A 17,192-nucleotide genomic window follows, 5' to 3' on the forward strand; every position below is an offset into this window, starting at 1 on the left:
CGTGTTACAATACTAATAACAATATCTTTTAAAATGATGTTGCATGTCGATTAAAAATTTTTAAAATTTTTTTTCAGTATGCTATAATCATTTTTGGATTTTTAATAAGTAGTTATGAGAGGTAGTTATGTCTTCAATTATCCAGAACAACCAGGTATTTAATAATGAGGTCCCATTCTGCAGGGTCTACAGCGTAGAGAGCAAGAAACAGCTGGAAGAGAGATTTCTTGCACACAGGATTTCATATTTTATAGAATGGCAGGACAAGAACTTTATACAGCGCCTGTTTGACAGAAAGGGCAGCAAGATTGTTTGCACCTTCAGGATCAACAAGGGCGAGCTTCAGAGAGCAAGAGAACTTGCTACAGGCATTGAGGGAATCAAGTTTAAAGACTACGGTGAGATCAAGGACACCGAGCGCATCCGCAGGAGAAGCGAGGCAGTCAAGGAAACAAGCGATGGAATGGAAATGCCAGAGCTGAAATTTGAGAATAGTCCTGATGATTACGAAGAGGAATGATAATAGAGTAGGGGATTAAACGCCCCTACTTTTGTTTTACAAAGTTATTATTTATGGGAAATGAAGGCTGACGCAAGATAGCCCGGCGTTTTCCTGATTTAGGAGATTAAAATGTCATACAACGAGAGAATGAGAAAATTTGAAAAGATAAATCAGAAGATGAGCGGTGGCAAGGATAAGGCCAAGGCTTTAGGTAAGGCAGATGATAAGGCACAGGATAAGGCTAAAGCGAAAAAGCAGGTAAAGAGTGATGACTTCCAATACGAAGAGGCAGTGTCATTTAGGAAAAAGCCTGCTGGAAAAAATGCGGCTGATAAGCGTGTTGGAAGAACTGGCAGAAATACTGTAGGCAGGCCTGGCGACAGAAATACACAGAAAGATATGGAAAAGGCAGTTGATAAAAAGAAAAGCCGTTGCCCGTATTTTAAGAAGTGCGGCGCCTGTCAGATGATAGATACTCCATATGATAAGCAGCTTCGCCAGAAGCATGCTCATGTTGCCGAACTTCTTGAGCCATATACAAGGGTTGCAGCCTTTGTTGGCATGGAAGAGCCTGAGCATTACCGCTGCAAGGTTCATGCAGTTTTTACCCATGATAAAAAGGGAAATCCTGTGTCTGGAATCTACAGAGAAGGCACCCACGACGTAGTTCCTATTGATTCATGTCTTTTGGAGGATCAGAAGGCAGATGCCATTATCGCTTCAATCCGCGGAATGCTCAAATCCTTTAAGATAAAGACCTATGACGAGGACAACGGTTATGGGCTTCTTCGCCATGTTCTAATACGAATCGGTAAGAAAACCGGCGAGATCATGGTGGTTCTTGTGACAGTATCACCTATTTTCCCATCCAAGAACAACTTTGTGAAAGCTCTTTTGAAGGAACACCCTGAGATCACAACTATTGTACTTAATGTCAATGACAAGCAGACCAGCATGATACTGGGAGACAAGGAAAAGCCCATGTATGGACCTGGCTTTATCTATGATGAGTGCTGCGGCATGAGATTCAAGATTAGTCCTAAGTCCTTCTACCAGGTAAATCCTATCCAGCAGGAGGTTCTGTACAATAAAGCTATTGAACTTGCAGATCTTAAGGGCACAGAGGTAGCTCTTGACTGCTATTCGGGTGTTGGCACCATCGGAATTATTGCAAGCCCTCATGTCAAAGAGGTGATTTCTGTTGAACTTAATCCAGATGCAGTTAAGGATGCCAAACTTAATGCCAAGATCAACAATGTGGAAAACATTACATTCTACGAGAATGACGCCACAAGATTCATGCAGCAGATGGCTGATTCAGGTGATAAGGTTGATCTTGTGTTCATGGATCCGCCAAGAGCCGGCTCAACACCAGAGTTTATCTCATCTATGATTGCCCTTAACCCTGAGAAGGTAGTGTACATTTCCTGCAGCCCAGACTCTCTTGCAAGAGACCTTGAGCTTATAACAAAGGGCGGCTACAAGGTTAAAAAGGCCGTACCTGTGGATATGTTTCCATTCACCAGATCTATAGAGACCGTGGTGTGCCTGACCAAACGCTGATGGCATAAGTGGTGTACCTGTTCAAACTAATGAATTGTTAAACGAAAAATGGTACAATAAGAGATGAATTCTTGTGGGGATAATCTGCTTTTACCCACAAGAAGTCATAATTTTACACATAATAGGGGGAAAATCATGAACAAGAAGTATTTTGGGGTAAAAGAAATTTCAATCACAGCAGCACTTTTGGCAATATGCATTATTAGTCAGCTTTTCAAGAATCTAAGCATTTTTATTACGGGACCAATTATAAACGCTTGTATTATCATAGCTGTGCTGGCAGCAAATCTTCCATGTGCCATTCTTCTGTGCATTATAACGCCTGTTACGGCTTATATTATCGCAGCATCTCCGGTCATGAGCACGGTGCCACTTATAATTCCATTTATCATGCTTGGTAATATTGTCCTGGCAGTATCTACAGCCCTTTTACTGAAAAAGAGTTTATCTGGTGAAAATGGGCTTAAATCCCCGATTAGTTATATAAAAGCTGTTATTTGTGCAGTGTTAAAGGGTGCTTTTATGGGACTTACCATTTCTTTGTGGCTCCTTCCTACATTTATTCCGGCAGAGAGTAAATTATATGGCAAGCTCCCTGTATTTCAGACTACTTTTTCTCTGTATCAGGCTATAACAGCAGCAATAGGATTTGTTTATGCTTTTATTATCTGGGCTGCACTCAGAAAAATTATGAAAAAAGAAATGTGATGATTTCAGTTTTATCAAGAATTTTTGCACGATTTCCGGTATTTTTTGTAAGCGCTTTCATATAGAATAATCCTAAAACCAAGGGAGGATTATTCTATGTCTGTACACGTTATTGATGAAGCAAATCGTTGTCTTGGGTGTCCTAATCCCAGATGTAGGGAAAATGGTTGCCCTATTCACACTAATATTCCAGAGATGATAAGGCTTTTTAAGGCAAATAAGATGATGGAAGCAGCACAGATGCTGTTTGATAATAACCCGCTTTCCATGATCTGCTCGCTTGTTTGCAATCATGAGAACCAGTGCGAGGGTAATTGTGTCAGGGGAATAAAGGGAGAGCCTGTGCACATTTCTTCAATCGAGAATTATATTTCAGACTCCTGCTTTGAGAGACTTGAACTAAAGAAAGCACCATCAAACGGTATGAAAGCTGCTGTTATAGGTGCTGGCCCTGCGGGAATAACAATTGCAATTATACTGGCTCTTAAGGGCTATTCAATAACTGTATTTGAAACACATGACAAGATTGGCGGTATTTTGCGCTATGGTATCCCTGAGTTTCGTCTTCCAAAGTCCATTCTGGACAGGTATTACAAGAAGATGAGAGAACTTGGTATCAAGTTCAGACCAAATTTCTCAATCGGTGGCTCCACCAATATACAAGATCTTTTGAATGATGGCTACAAGAGTGTATTTATTGGTACTGGAGCCTGGAGACCCAGGAAACTTGGCATTCCAGGTGAAACTTTTGGAAATGTCTTTTACGCAATAAATTATCTAAATAACCCTGATGTTTACGAGCTCGGCGATAAAGTTGCCATAATTGGAGCGGGCAATGCAGCCATGGATGTAGCGAGAACCGCTATAAGGCACGGCGCAAGAGAAGTGACTGTATACGTAAGAGGCCAGGAAGTATCAGCTTCTAAAACAGAATTTGAGTATGCCAAAGTGGACGGCGTTAAGTTTGAATACCTAAAAACAATTGTCAGAATTGAGGATGAAGGCCCTGTTTTCAAGGAAGATGATGGAGAAAAGCTTATCCCTGCTGACAGCGTGATCATAGCCATTTCTCAGATCCCTCAGGATAGAATAATCAGTAAGGAAAAAGATCTAAAGCTTAATGAAAAGGGTAATCTTTTCACAAATGAACTGGGAGAGACATCAATACCAGGTGTTTTTGCATCAGGAGATGTAGTTACAGGAGCCAAAACTGTGGTGGCTGCAGTTGCAGTATCCAAGCAGATTGCAGAGGATATGCACAAGTTCATGCAGCAAGGGTGAAGCTAAATAAGACATTGGATATGAATATGATGTAGGTGTACAAAATAAGTTTGTCACCTACATTTTTTCTTTAGTGAAAAGATGATTGATATTATGGTAGTATAGATATAGATGTTAAATGCGAAAAAGACTGGAGATCTACGGCTCGATGAGACATAATTACAAATTTGTGATCAGCTACGATGGTACAAGGTATCATGGCTGGGAGAAAAAACCGGGAATTGACACAATACAGGGGAAACTTGAAAATGTGCTAAATAAAATGACAGGTGATTCTTCTGATCCCATAGAACTTATAGGTGCTGGCAGAACGGATGCCGGGGTCCATGCAAGAGCTATGACAGCAAATGTTATACTAAATACTGATCTTAATGAAACTCAAATACAGGAATATATGAATGCGTATCTTCCAGAAGATATAAGCGTTAACGAGGTAAAGGCCTGTTCTGACAGATTCCATGCCAGGTACAATGCTATAGGCAAGACTTATAGATATACCTGCTGGTATGGGACTTCCAAGCCGGTTTTTGACAGAAAGTATGTTGCAATATTGGACAAAGAGCCAGACATAGACAAGATGAAACTTGCTGCGATGCATTTAGTCGGAACTCATGATTTCAAGAGCTTTTGTGGCAATAAGAAATTTAAAAAGTCCACGGTGCGTACACTTGATACTATCAACATTGAAAAGAGTGGAAATTATATTAGGTTTTATTTCCATGGCAATGGCTTTTTACAGAACATGGTGAGGATTCTTACAGGAACTCTTTTAGAGGTTGGATTCGGGACAATATCACCAGATAGTGTAAAAGATATATTGGAAGCGTGCGATAGAAGTAAGGCTGGCCCTACTGCAAGACCAGAAGGGCTTTGCATGATGAAGGTAGATTACTAATAATTTTTCTTATGTACGGGGGGTATATGAACAAAAAAATTACTAGAAACCTATTGCTAGCATTTGTCAGTCTTTTTGTAGTAACATTCGTTTTTTTATCTGCTCCAATACGCGCAAAGGCAGCAGGAATAGGGGCTGTGTCTATTACTTCTGCCAAGATACATGGAGGAAATGTGAATATCTCTGTATCAGCGCAGGACTTGCCTGATAGTGATGACGGCGTCTTTTATCTCTATGCCGAAAAGGTATATCAAAATGGCCCAGAAGGTGCACCAGCAGCGGCGAAACCTATGGGGGCATCTGTTTCTTTTCAGATACCACTTAACTTAAACACTACAGAATGCCATTTATACGACAAGTTTCAAGTGGCGGTGCTTCAGGGCGGCGTTGTAGTTCCTGTATCCAACGCTCACTATATAACAAATCCTGAAGTGCTGGCGTCTGTATCTCTTTCTCCAAAAAATAATGGTAAAAAAGGTCTTATACTTGATGGAGCCAAGATTGGCAATGGAAATACTGAGGTTATAGACCTTGGAGTCCAGCAGGGCGCTTATAATATAAACCTTGAAGATGTCATTGGTGGAAATGGCGTTATCCAGTATGAATATAATGGCAAGGTTTATGCTTTTGATTCTGGATACGTAAGTCAGTACGATCACTGCGTCAGGACCACCTCTAGCCAGGGGATTGGGCTTACCATGGTTCTTTTAAATCCCTATGTGCCTGGAGAGGAATTTATGATTTCTCCCACATCCAGAGGAGGAGCAGGTAGATCTAACTACTACATGATGAACACCTCAGAGCAGGCGGGCCTTGAGTGGCTTGAAGCTACAGTTTCCTTCCTGGCCTTTAGATATAACGGACGTAATGGTTTGGGACAGGTGGATAACTGGGTTATTGGCAATGAGGTAAATGCCAAAAACGTATGGAATTATTCAAATGTTTCTGATGAACTTACCTATGCCCAGTTATATGCAGATTCTCTTAGAGTCTGCTATAACGCTATAAAAAGTAGAAATGCAAATGCCACAGTATGCATCAGCCTTGATCAGAACTGGACAAAGGTGCATAATCCGGCTTCTTACTATTCTGCAAGGAGTATGCTTGAGGCTATAAATGCAGTGGTTTGTGCTCAGGGCAACTTTGACTGGGGACTTGCCGAACACCCCTATAATTATCCTATGACCTGGACAAGCTTTTGGACACCCAAGAATCCTTTCAGCGCCTCTATGATCCAGCATTCGATTGATACGCCTTATCTTTCAATGGAGAATATTGAACAGCTTACAGACTATATGTGCCTGCCGCATATGCTAGGAACCAAGGGGCAGGTGAGACCAATTCTTTTGACGGAGATAGGATATTCCTCAACTCAGGGGGATGAGGCGCAGGCTTTTGCCATGGTTTATGCCTATCAGAGGGTTATGACCAACAGATATATCAGAATGATCATATTCAACCGTCAGACGGATTATCCTCTTGAAGTAAGAGATGGACTTTCCGTGGGACTGACTGCCCTTGATGGCAGACGGAAACTGGCTTACGAATACTTTAAACAGATGAATGGAGGTAATTCTGGAGCGTATATAAATCAGGCGGCCGGGTACATGGGAATAGCTGATTGGAATGCTGCGATGAATGCCCGCTAAGCCAGTACTGGTGCGGGATTTATAGTTTTTTTATAAAGCTAAAAAAAGGATTAAATAACTATTGCTACCATCGATTAATTTACTTGAAAAACGCATAATTGAATTATCAAAAAAATCTGGTTGGAGGATCTTGGTACATGAAAAAACGCGCTTTTTCTTGTTTAATTTCTGTGGGAATGTCAGTTATTTTCCTTTTTTTAAACTGCATACTGGAAATAGGACAGCTCACAGTATACGCAAGTGAGCAATCTGGCGGCCAGATCCTTATCAATAGCGAATATGTGATCCCTGATGATCTTGGCTGGTGCACCTATTATGTAGTAGTTGCAACCAATAAGACAGACAAGGATATATCCATAAAGGCTGATTTTACTGCTTTTGACAAGAGTGGAAAAGAGCTGATGAAGGTTCACGACTATTCAGATGCAGTTAAAAAGAATCAGCAGTTTATTCTCTATGGACAGTTTAAAAATGCGGATATTAAGGATGCTGCGGATTTCAAGTACTCTTTTGACTATTCAGAGACTGATAACTGCACATACACTTCAGTAGATGTGGATGCAACCAAGTTGGGAGAGTGTATACAGGTTTCAGCGACAAATTACTCAGAACACGACATTCAGGGAGTTGGCGTCAGAACAGTGTTCCTCAATGGTAAAAAAGCTGTCGGCTTTGACGTAGTAAACATCGCAGATGTGGGCTACACTTTCCACGGGGGCAGCACCAATTCACAGGTTGTGGGACTTAATGCAGGAGCATATGACAACTATATTCTGACCTATACCTCAGCTGGTAATGACGAGCTTGTAGATTTTTAATATCATTAGTTTTTTTGAGCGCAGGAAATGAGACCTGCGCTCTTTTCTTTTGTACCGGAATTATGCTATACTATTCACTGGTTACATATTTTGAATGAAAGAGATTTGTAAGGTATGACATCGGACAAGGAAGTAAGCAAGTCCAAAAAGGGTTACAGCAAGCGCATTCAGCGTCTTCGGAGGCTCATAGTTGCTACAGTGTTGGCCTCCTGTCTAGTACCGACCTGCATTTGCGTCATCCTGGCGGTGAGAATTGACAGGATCAAGACTGATTTAGAGCAGGCTCAGGCGAACCTTGAATGGTACCGTGATACCTTTGGATATGAGAAAGATATAATGGCAGGTGGCGGTGACAAGGCTCAGGTAGTGGATAGTACTGCTACGGAGACAGGTACTGACGCCAATGCAGATACGACATATGATGTGGATTACGCCAGCATAGCTGTGAGTGGAGCAGAGAATCCTGAGAATATCGAGGGTACGAGATATGTATATCTTACCTTTGATGATGGCCCTAGCTCTAACACTGGAGAAATTCTGGATATTTTGGCCAAGTACAATGTCAAGGCAACTTTTTTTGTATGTGGCAAGCCTGATTCCAGATATTCAGAAGCTTATCAGAGAATTGTGGATGAGGGACATACAATCGGAATGCATTCCTACAGTCACAAATATAGTGTGATCTATGAGTCTTTGGATTCTTTTAAGGATGACCTCAAGAAACTTAGAGAGTTTCTATATCACAATTATGATGTGATGCCCAAGTATTACAGGTTTCCTGGAGGAAGCTCCAATGATGTCAGCAATGTAGATATGCATGAGCTCATTGACTATCTTGACAAGGCAGACATCACCTTTTTTGACTGGAATGTATCTGCGGGGGACGACAGGGCAGGAGCTGACAAGACCACAATCTACAACAATATCGTGAATAATGTTCCAAGATTTAAACATTGTGTAGTACTGATGCATGATTCTGCTGACAAGCACGCTACAGTAGAGGCGTTACCAGAAATCATTGAGGCTATCCAGGCAATGGATGATACAGTGATAGTTCCGATAACTGACGATACGTTACCGGTTCAACATATCAAATAAAAGATTTATGACGGAGGATATCAAGATGGGATTTTTTTCTGAGCTGAAGAATGACCTTTCACAGGCTGTTAATACTCTCATGCCTGATGACAAGGCAGATGACACAGCTACTCTTGATAATGAGAAGGAAGAAGGTCTTGCTCACGGGGACAAAGCGAAAAATGTAGATATCGACAGCATGCTGAACAGGCTGGATGATATTAAACTTGACGAGGCTAGTGGGGAGACAGAACCTGTCGAGGAAGAGAAAGCTGAAGACGCAGAAGAGGTAGTTTCCGAGGAAGTATCCGAGGAAGAAAAGACACAGGCGCTTGAGGAAGAGGTTCATAAGAGCGCACTTGATGTTATGGCTGAGCTCAAGCAGAATGCCGCAGCAGAGGCTGCCGCTGAACTTGAAGCCCAGGAGAAGGCGCAGGAAGAAGAGGAACTTCAGGAACTTGAAGAGAAGATCGAAGAGCAGACTGAGGACGAGATAGTAGCACCTGAGCCACAGCCAGCAGTTGAGGCTATTAGTAGTGCTAATGTAGAGAGTTATGCCGCAGCAGAAGCTGTAGCTGAAACTAATAATACAGACAATGGGGGATATAATACTATGGATTTCGAACAGCAGACACCAACAGATGAGACAGCTAGCATCACTGAAGGAATGGTCATCACAGGTGACATTCAGACAACAGGATCTTTAGATCTTATTGGTAAGGTAACAGGTAACATTAAGTGCCTTGGCAAGCTTAATATCACAGGTGAGATCACAGGTGATTCAGACGCAGCAGAGATTTATGCAGAGTCAGCAAGAATCACAGGTGAGATAAAGAGTAAGGGCAGCGTTAAGGTTGGCCAGAGCACAGTAATTGTTGGTAACATCTTTGGCTCAAGCGCGGTTATCGCAGGTGCTGTTAAGGGTGATATCGATGTTCATGGCCCTGTTGTCCTTGATACAACAGCTATCGTGATGGGTAACATCAAGTCTCAGTCAGTACAGATCAACAATGGTGCTGTTATCGAAGGTATGTGCTCACAGGCTTATGCTGATGTTAATCCTTCAGAGTTCTTCGAGACTCTTAAGAATAAATAATCTATTTTAATTAAATAATTGGAGCGTATTATGAGAATTTTATTAAAACTCAGTGGTGAAGCCCTTGCAGGCGACAAAAAGACTGGATTTGATGAGGAGACAGTCAGAAAGGTTGCACTTCAGGTTAAACAGCTTGTTGATAATGGTACACAGGTAGGTATTGTTATTGGCGGCGGTAACTTCTGGAGAGGCCGTACAAGTGAGAATATCGATCGAGTTAAGGCTGACCAGATTGGAATGCTTGCCACCATCATGAACTGTATTTATGTTTCTGAGATTTTCAGAAGCGAGGGCATGATGACTAATATCCTTACTCCTTTTGAGTGTGGATCATTTACCAAGCTCTTTTCCAAAGACAGGGCTAACAAGTATTTCGCAAGAAATATGGTTGTATTCTTTGCAGGTGGTACAGGACATCCTTACTTCTCAACGGATACAGGAGTTGTACTAAGAGCCATTGAAGTTGAGGCAGATTATATTCTTTTGGCTAAGGCTATTGACGGAGTTTACGATAGTGACCCTGCCAAGAACCCAGATGCTAAGAGATATGACACAGTTTCTATCAATGATGTAATTGCTCAGAATCTTCAGGTTGTCGATATGACAGCTTCTATTCTGGCAAGAGACAATAAGGTTCCTATGAGAGTATTTGCACTTCAGGAAGAGAACAGCATTGTTAAGGCTGCTGCAGGTGATTTCAACGGAACAACAGTTACAACAGACTAATTTACTACTGAAGTTTAATAGGAGGAATCAGGTATGAACGAAAAGATAAAAGAATATAATGACAAAATGCAGAAGTCTTTTGATTATTTAAGAGAGGATCTTGCTTCTATAAGAGCTGGAAGAGCTAATCCTCATGTTCTTGACAAGATCAAGGTTGATTATTATGGAACACCAACACCTCTTCAGCAGGTTGGTAACGTATCAGTTCCAGAGGCTCGTATCATACAGATCGCGCCTTGGGACAAGTCTCTTATCAAGGACATTGAGAAGGCTATCATGATGTCAGATCTTGGAATCACTCCAAGTAATGACGGCGCCGTAATCAGACTAGTTTTCCCTGAACTTACAGAGGAACGCAGAAAGCAGCTCACCAAAGACATTCGCAAGAAGGGCGAAGATGCCAAGGTAGCAGTTAGAAACGTTAGACGTGATGGAAACGATGCTTTCAAGAAGCTTAAGGGCACAGATGTATCTGAGGATGAGATCAACGATCTTAACGAGGAACTTCAGAAGATTACTGACAAGTTCATCAAGGATATTGATGTTGCAGTAGAAGAAAAGAATAAAGAAGTAATGACAGTTTGATCATTTTTGCTCCGCATTATTGCGGAGCAAATCATTTTGTAGGTAATTGATATGGAAGAAAATTTAAACATTCCACAGCATGTGGCAATAATACTTGATGGCAATGGCAGATGGGCCAAGGCTAAGGGCATGCCTAGAAATTATGGACACATGCAGGGAGCCAAGGCAGTAGAAGATATGCTGGTAAATGCCAGAGATATAGGTATTAAATATATTACAGTTTATGCATTTTCTACTGAGAATTGGAGCAGACCTGAATCAGAGGTAACTGCGCTCATGGGCATTCTTAGTACTTATCTTAAGAGTAGTATCAAGAAGTCCATGAAGAACAATGTCCGCTGCCGCGTTATCGGTGAAAAAAGTGCTCTTTCACAGGACATTCAGAAGGCTATAGCAGATCTTGAGGAGGCAACTGCCGGAAATACTGGACTTACATTTACAATTGCTATCAACTATGGCAGTAGAGATGAGATTACAAGGGCTGTCCGCAAGGTAGCTCAGAAGGTAGAAAACGGAGAACTCAAGGCATCAGATATCACAGAAAAAGATATTGCAGATAATCTTGATACTAACTATCTCCCAGACCCTGATCTTCTTATCAGAACATGTAACGAACAGCGTGTTTCCAACTATCTTTTGTGGCAGCTTGCTTACACAGAGTTTTATTTTACGCCTGTAGCATGGCCTGATTTTGATAAAGAAGAGCTTTTGAAGGCTGTTGAGGCGTATGGAAACAGAACCCGCAAATTTGGCGGTCTAAAAAACTGATCAGTAAGGCTGGTGCTAAGATTTGAAAACTAGAGTCATTAGTGGAATTGTTATAGGAATAGTTTTAGCTGGAGTCCTTATTCCGGGTGGATATCTTTTGGCAGCTACATTACTTGCTGTTTCATGTATTAGCTTTTTTGAACTTACAAGAGCTACCGGCATCCATAAGGAAGGACAAAAGTGTAATGCCATTGAGTTTTGTGGATATGTCTCCATCCTTGTGCATTACATTCAGATGATCCTTATAAAGGACTACAGATATTATGTATTCTCAATAATGTTTGCATTTTTCCTTATTATGGTGTGCTACGTTGTAAATTTCCCTAAATTTACAGCAAGCATGGCTATTACGGCATTCTTTTGTTTTGTATATGCCCCTGTGAACATGTCTTTTGTGTATCTTTTAAGGATCAGGCCTTATGGTCAATATTTTGCCTGGATACCTTTTATAGCCTGGGTTTGTGATACCTGTGCATATTTTACAGGCCGCGCTTTTGGCAAGCACAAACTTACTCCAAAGCTGTCTCCCAAAAAGACAATAGAGGGAGCAATTGGCGGAGTGTTGGGATCTGTCCTTGTGGGACTTATCTTTGGATATGTCCTCTACCGCAATGAGATGCCTAATCCTCGTGTATACGTGGTGCTTGCTCTTATTACATTTGTAGGAAGCGTCATTGCCCAGCTTGGAGATCTTCTTGCTTCCGGCATAAAAAGAGATCACAACATCAAGGACTATGGCCAGCTTATTCCAGGCCACGGTGGTATTATGGACCGTTTCGACAGCGTCATCTTCGTTACTCCATGTATTTATTTCCTGGCCGCAGTGCTTGTTCCCCTTATCTGGTGATGGAGTTTTGATGGTAGAAGTTTGAAGGCAAGGAGCTTCAATGTGCTGGTTTGATATTTTGATATCAAAAGTGCTGAAGCTTGAAAGTTAATGCATGGAATTTGATATTGGAAAATTTAAATTTGCTATTTATAATTTGAGATTAGGTATTTGAAATTTGAGAGAAGTAATGGATCCTAGGGGCTATTACTTCTTTTTTTATTGAATAGGAAATTGCTTTCCTATTCAATTAAAAACGCTCCGCTGTGGATGCGCACCTCGCGGAGATGAAGTTTATTGCTTCGCAATACCGCTCGGGCGCGAAAGAGTCGCTAGCGACTCTTTGTTCTAAAAAAAACGTACTTGGTACCACTAGGCCAGATTAAAATGATGCAGAAAACAAGAATTCAACAGATATGCATCATTTAGAAGAGATGCCGTGATGCAGAAAACAAGAATTTATCTGATATGCATCACTTGACCAAATTAAAATGATGCAAAACAAGAAAAAAGCAAGATTTGCATCATTTAGAAGAGATGCCGTGATGCAGAAAACAAGAATTTAACTGATATGCATCACCTGGTCAGATTAAAATGATGCAAAAACAAGAAAAAAGCAAGATTTGCATCATTTGGAAGAGATGCCGTGATGCAGAAAACAAGAATTAACTGATATGCATCACCTGGTCAGATTAAAATGATGCAAAACAAGAAAAAAGCAAGATTTGCATCATTTGGAAGAGATGCCGTGATGCAGAAAACAAGAATTTATCAGATATGCATCACCTGGCTAGACAAAAATGATGCAAAACAAGAAAAAAGCAAGATTTGCATCATTTAGAAGAGATGCCGTGATGCAGAAAACAAGAATTCAACTGATATGCATCACCTGGCCAGATTAAAATGATGCAAAACAAGTATAAATGTATTTTTTGCATCAATGAAATAGAGACATGTAGTGCAGAATGAAGAAAAGACTGTGTTGTGCATTATTACGACAAAGCAGAATTAAAGCAGCCATTTTTTACAATAGGAAAAAACAGTTCTAAGTGGTATAGTAAGAGGTAGTTTTATATTTTTAGAATTGAGAAAAATGGCATAAGCACTTTGATACATTAGCGATTGCTCATAAAGTAGCATACATAATATATTATAAAAGTTGATATGATAAAAACCAAAATACAATAAAGATAAGTAATAAGAAAAATAAGATAAGAAATAGGACAAGAATATGAAGAGAAAGATTATTTTATTGGGTTCCACAGGTTCAATTGGAACACAGACATTGGACATAGTAAGAAACAACAGCAAGGAACTTGAAATTGTGGGCCTTGCGGCGAACAGAAGCGTAGATGCAGTTGAGAAGCAGGTTAGGGAGTTTAAGCCTAAATATGTCTGCATGTATGATGAAGCTGCAGCCAAGGATCTTCAGGTAAAGATTAAGGACACAGGAATCAAGGTTCTTGCAGGAATGGAAGGACTTTTAGAAATAGTATCAGTTCCTGAGGCAGACACTGTGCTTACTGCAGTTGTTGGAATGATCGGAATCCAGCCAACTATAAGGGCTATAGAAAGCGGCAAGGATATTGCTCTTGCTAACAAGGAAACATTAGTATGCGCAGGACATATCATCATGCCTCTTGCAGCTAGCAAGAAAGTGCAGATACTTCCTGTGGACAGCGAACATAGTGCAATTTTCCAGTCTTTGAACGGAGAACCTAGAGATAAGGTTGAGAAGATTCTTTTAACAGCCAGCGGCGGACCTTTCAGGGGCAAGAAGAGAGAGGAACTTGCAACCATGACTGCTGCAGATGCGCTCAAACATCCTAACTGGGATATGGGGCCCAAGGTTACTATAGACTCTTCATCACTTGTAAATAAGGGACTAGAAGTAATGGAGGCTAGATGGCTCTTTGACGTTAGCCTTGATAACATCCAGGTGCTGATCCATCCTCAGAGCATAGTTCACAGCGCTGTTCAGTACGTGGACGGAGCAGTTATTGCTCAGCTTGGCGTGCCTGATATGAGACTTCCTATCCAGTACGCACTCTTTTACCCTGACAGAAGACCAATGGCGGAAAAGAGACTTGACCTCTTTGAACTTGGAAGTCTGACCTTTGAAAAGCCTGATACAGATACCTTCAGAGGACTTAAGCTTGCTTTTGATGCGGCTTATGCAGGTGGAAGCATGCCTACTGTATTTAATGCAGCCAATGAGATGGCAGTTAAGGCATTCCTCAAGGGAGACATCAAGTATCTTGAGATTTATGACATGATAGAAAGAGCTATGCAGCACCACAAGCGCATCGATAACCCTGATGTTGCGGCAATTCTTGCTACTGAGCAGGAAACTTACGACTTTCTCAGGGCGTGATGAAAAGTTTTTATAGCAAGTCACTTGGTGACTCTTGGTTAAAAAATCTAACAGAAGGAAGAGAATTTTTGTGAGTAGCATGATTGTAAGCATTTTAATTTTCTTTATCATTTTCGGTGTCCTTGTGGCATCTCATGAGTTTGGTCACTTCATTGTGGCAAAGACTGGCGGAATAAGAGTCAACGAGTTCTTTATCGGAATGGGACCAACAATCTGGAAAAAGAAAAAGGGAGATACTTTATATAGCTTAAAGCTTTTACCGATTGGCGGAGCTTGTGTATTTGATGGAATGGACCCTGTGGCTGAGGAAAAGGGGGAATATGATGAGCATTCTTTCCTGAATGCCCCAGTGTGGAGGAGGATTGCAACTCTTTTTGCAGGTCCATTTGCCAATTTCTTTATTGCATATATTCTGGCTATTGTGCTGGTTAGCTTTTCTCAGTGGAATTTCCCTGTCATCTACAATATGACTGAGGATTCAGCTGCTGTAGAAGCTGGAATGCAGATTGGCGATAAATTTATAAGTGTAGATGGTGAAAAGGTCTACATGGCTGGCGAAGTTACCCTCATTTCACAGTTTGCAGAGGGAAGTCCTATGGAGATTGTCTATGAGAGAAACGGCGAACTCCACGAGACTACACTTGTTCCCAAGTACAGCGAAGAAGCTGGAAGATACTATATGGGTATTTACCTTGGAGATTATGAGGATATCAAGGGCCCTGCGGCTTTGAAGTACGCCTGGTATGAGGTTAGATATTACTTCAAAACTACCTACAGAAGCCTTGCTCTTTTATTCAAGGGCAAACTCTCCAAAGATGATGTTTCCGGCCCTGTTGGAATGGTCAAAATGGTAGATGACACCTACGAAGAGGTTAAACCTTATGGCATTTCTGCAGTAATCCTGACCATGTTGTCACTTACAGTGCTTTTATCAGTTAACCTGGGAGTCATGAATCTTTTACCTATCCCTGCGCTTGACGGAGGAAGGCTGGTGTTCCAGTTTATAGAAGTGATTTTTGGCAAGCCGGTTCCACCGGAAAAAGAGGGCTTCGTCCATATGATAGGTATGATAGCTCTTTTGGGACTGATGGTATTTGTGCTGTTTAATGACATTACGAAATTCACAAGGTAGTTCAGGTAAGCGCCATAAAATTATGCATGCAATCCGTACTACCATGAAAGTTCAGGCAAGCGCCATATAATTAGGCAAAAAGGAGAATCCATGGCATATAGAGATAATACAAAAGTAATACATATTGGAGACAGAGTAATCGGCGGTGGTAACCCAATCCTGATCCAGTCTATGACTAATACAAGAACAGAGGATGTTAAAGCCACTGTAGATCAGATTTTAAGGCTTGAGGAGGCTGGTTGCGAGATCATCAGATGCACTGTGCCCACTCAGGAAGCTGCAAACGCGGTAAAAGAGATAAAGAAGCAGATACATATTCCTCTTGTAGCGGACATCCATTTCGACTACAAGATGGCTATTGCTGCTATGGAAAATGGTGCTGATAAGATCAGGATCAACCCAGGAAATATCGGCTCCAAGGACCGAATAGCAGCAGTGGTTTCCTGTGCAAAAGAAAGAAATATACCCATCAGAGTTGGTGTTAACTCAGGTTCACTTGAAAAAAATCTTGTTGAAAAATACGGTGGAGTAACAGCCCAGGGCCTTGTGGAAAGTGCACTTGATAAGATTGGTATTATAGAAGATCTTGGCTACGACAACATGGTTGTCAGCATCAAATCTTCAAATGTAATGCTCTGCGCCAAGGCACATGAGCTTCTTGCACAGAAATGCAAGTATCCTCTGCATGTTGGAATCACAGAGGCTGGTACTCTTTATGGCGGTAATATCAAATCTTCTGTAGGACTTGGAATTATATTGAGCCAGGGAATAGGCGATACCATTAGAGTTTCTCTTTCAGGTGACCCTGTAGAAGAAATCAAGACAGCCAAGCTTATACTTCGCACTCTTGAACTTAGAAAGGGCGGTATTGAAGTGGTATCATGTCCTACCTGCGGCAGAACTAAGATTGATCTTATCGGACTTGCTAATCAGGTGGAAACTCTTGTTCAGAAGTACCCGCTTGATATAAAGGTTGCAGTTATGGGCTGTGCAGTTAATGGCCCTGGAGAAGCCAAGGAAGCAGACATCGGAATAGCTGGTGGCGACGGTGAAGGACTTCTCATCAAGAAAGGCGAAATAGTCAAGAAAGTGCCAGAGGATCAGCTCCTTGAAACACTAAAATTCGAGCTTGATAACTGGAAGTAAACTCCAAACGAATGCTGATCCATTGTCAGCATAATATAGTAATAAA

16 protein-coding genes are annotated in these 17,192 nt (G+C 41.3%); all 16 read left to right on the forward strand.

Going from position 1 to position 17,192, the window contains the following annotated elements:
• Positions 1–127: 127 nt before the first annotated feature.
• The 16 genes from G631_RS0103560 (at position 128) to ispG (ending at position 17,146) form a co-directional block, all read left to right on the forward strand.
• A complete protein-coding gene (locus G631_RS0103560) occupies positions 128–520 on the forward strand; it encodes a hypothetical protein (protein WP_026488279.1) in 393 nt (130 codons plus the stop codon).
• A 111-nt stretch (positions 521–631) separates the two neighbouring features.
• Positions 632–2,065 (forward strand): 23S rRNA (uracil(1939)-C(5))-methyltransferase RlmD, encoded by a 1,434-nt coding sequence (rlmD, locus tag G631_RS0103565; RefSeq protein ID WP_026488280.1) that lies wholly within the window; start codon positions 632–634, stop codon positions 2,063–2,065.
• Positions 2,066–2,200: 135 nt separating this feature from the next.
• On the forward strand, positions 2,201–2,773 hold the full coding sequence (locus G631_RS0103570) for a hypothetical protein (protein WP_035789288.1): 573 nt from the start codon (positions 2,201–2,203) through the stop codon (positions 2,771–2,773).
• A gap of 96 nt (positions 2,774–2,869) precedes the next feature.
• Entirely contained in the window at positions 2,870–4,054 is a 1,185-nt protein-coding gene (locus G631_RS0103575) for an NAD(P)-dependent oxidoreductase (RefSeq protein WP_026488282.1), read from the forward strand.
• A gap of 148 nt (positions 4,055–4,202) precedes the next feature.
• Positions 4,203–4,949: a tRNA pseudouridine(38-40) synthase TruA gene (truA, locus tag G631_RS0103580; RefSeq protein ID WP_026488283.1), complete on the forward strand. Its 747-nt coding sequence runs from the start codon at positions 4,203–4,205 to the stop codon at positions 4,947–4,949.
• 26 nt (positions 4,950–4,975) lie between these two features.
• Positions 4,976–6,598 (forward strand): DUF5722 domain-containing protein, encoded by a 1,623-nt coding sequence (locus tag G631_RS0103585; protein WP_026488284.1) that lies wholly within the window; start codon positions 4,976–4,978, stop codon positions 6,596–6,598.
• Between the two features lie 137 nt (positions 6,599–6,735).
• Positions 6,736–7,416: a hypothetical protein gene (locus G631_RS0103590; protein ID WP_026488285.1), complete on the forward strand. Its 681-nt coding sequence runs from the start codon at positions 6,736–6,738 to the stop codon at positions 7,414–7,416.
• 114 nt (positions 7,417–7,530) lie between these two features.
• A complete protein-coding gene (locus G631_RS0103595) occupies positions 7,531–8,514 on the forward strand; it encodes a polysaccharide deacetylase family protein (RefSeq protein ID WP_026488286.1) in 984 nt (327 codons plus the stop codon).
• Positions 8,515–8,539: 25 nt separating this feature from the next.
• Entirely contained in the window at positions 8,540–9,589 is a 1,050-nt protein-coding gene (locus tag G631_RS17850) for a polymer-forming cytoskeletal protein (RefSeq protein WP_051196791.1), read from the forward strand.
• Between the two features lie 30 nt (positions 9,590–9,619).
• Complete coding sequence (gene pyrH, locus G631_RS0103605; RefSeq protein WP_330365637.1) at positions 9,620–10,315, forward strand: UMP kinase; 696 nt, start codon at positions 9,620–9,622, stop codon at positions 10,313–10,315.
• 33 nt (positions 10,316–10,348) lie between these two features.
• Complete coding sequence (gene frr / locus G631_RS0103610; RefSeq protein WP_026488288.1) at positions 10,349–10,900, forward strand: ribosome recycling factor; 552 nt, start codon at positions 10,349–10,351, stop codon at positions 10,898–10,900.
• Between the two features lie 51 nt (positions 10,901–10,951).
• Complete coding sequence (locus G631_RS0103615; protein WP_026488289.1) at positions 10,952–11,668, forward strand: isoprenyl transferase; 717 nt, start codon at positions 10,952–10,954, stop codon at positions 11,666–11,668.
• Positions 11,669–11,690: 22 nt separating this feature from the next.
• Positions 11,691–12,515 carry a phosphatidate cytidylyltransferase gene (locus tag G631_RS0103620; RefSeq protein ID WP_026488290.1) on the forward strand — a complete coding sequence of 275 codons (825 nt, stop codon included), beginning with the start codon at positions 11,691–11,693 and terminating at the stop codon, positions 12,513–12,515.
• Positions 12,516–13,725: 1,210 nt separating this feature from the next.
• Positions 13,726–14,868 carry a 1-deoxy-D-xylulose-5-phosphate reductoisomerase gene (locus G631_RS0103630; protein WP_026488291.1) on the forward strand — a complete coding sequence of 381 codons (1,143 nt, stop codon included), beginning with the start codon at positions 13,726–13,728 and terminating at the stop codon, positions 14,866–14,868.
• A 79-nt stretch (positions 14,869–14,947) separates the two neighbouring features.
• Positions 14,948–16,000: an RIP metalloprotease RseP gene (gene rseP / locus G631_RS0103635; RefSeq protein ID WP_026488292.1), complete on the forward strand. Its 1,053-nt coding sequence runs from the start codon at positions 14,948–14,950 to the stop codon at positions 15,998–16,000.
• A 90-nt stretch (positions 16,001–16,090) separates the two neighbouring features.
• Positions 16,091–17,146 (forward strand): flavodoxin-dependent (E)-4-hydroxy-3-methylbut-2-enyl-diphosphate synthase, encoded by a 1,056-nt coding sequence (gene ispG, locus G631_RS0103640; RefSeq protein WP_035789291.1) that lies wholly within the window; start codon positions 16,091–16,093, stop codon positions 17,144–17,146.
• The last annotated feature ends 46 nt before the right edge of the window (positions 17,147–17,192 follow it).

The organism is Butyrivibrio sp. XBB1001 (genome assembly GCF_000424505.1).
Classification (GTDB): Bacteria; Bacillota; Clostridia; order Lachnospirales; family Lachnospiraceae; genus Butyrivibrio.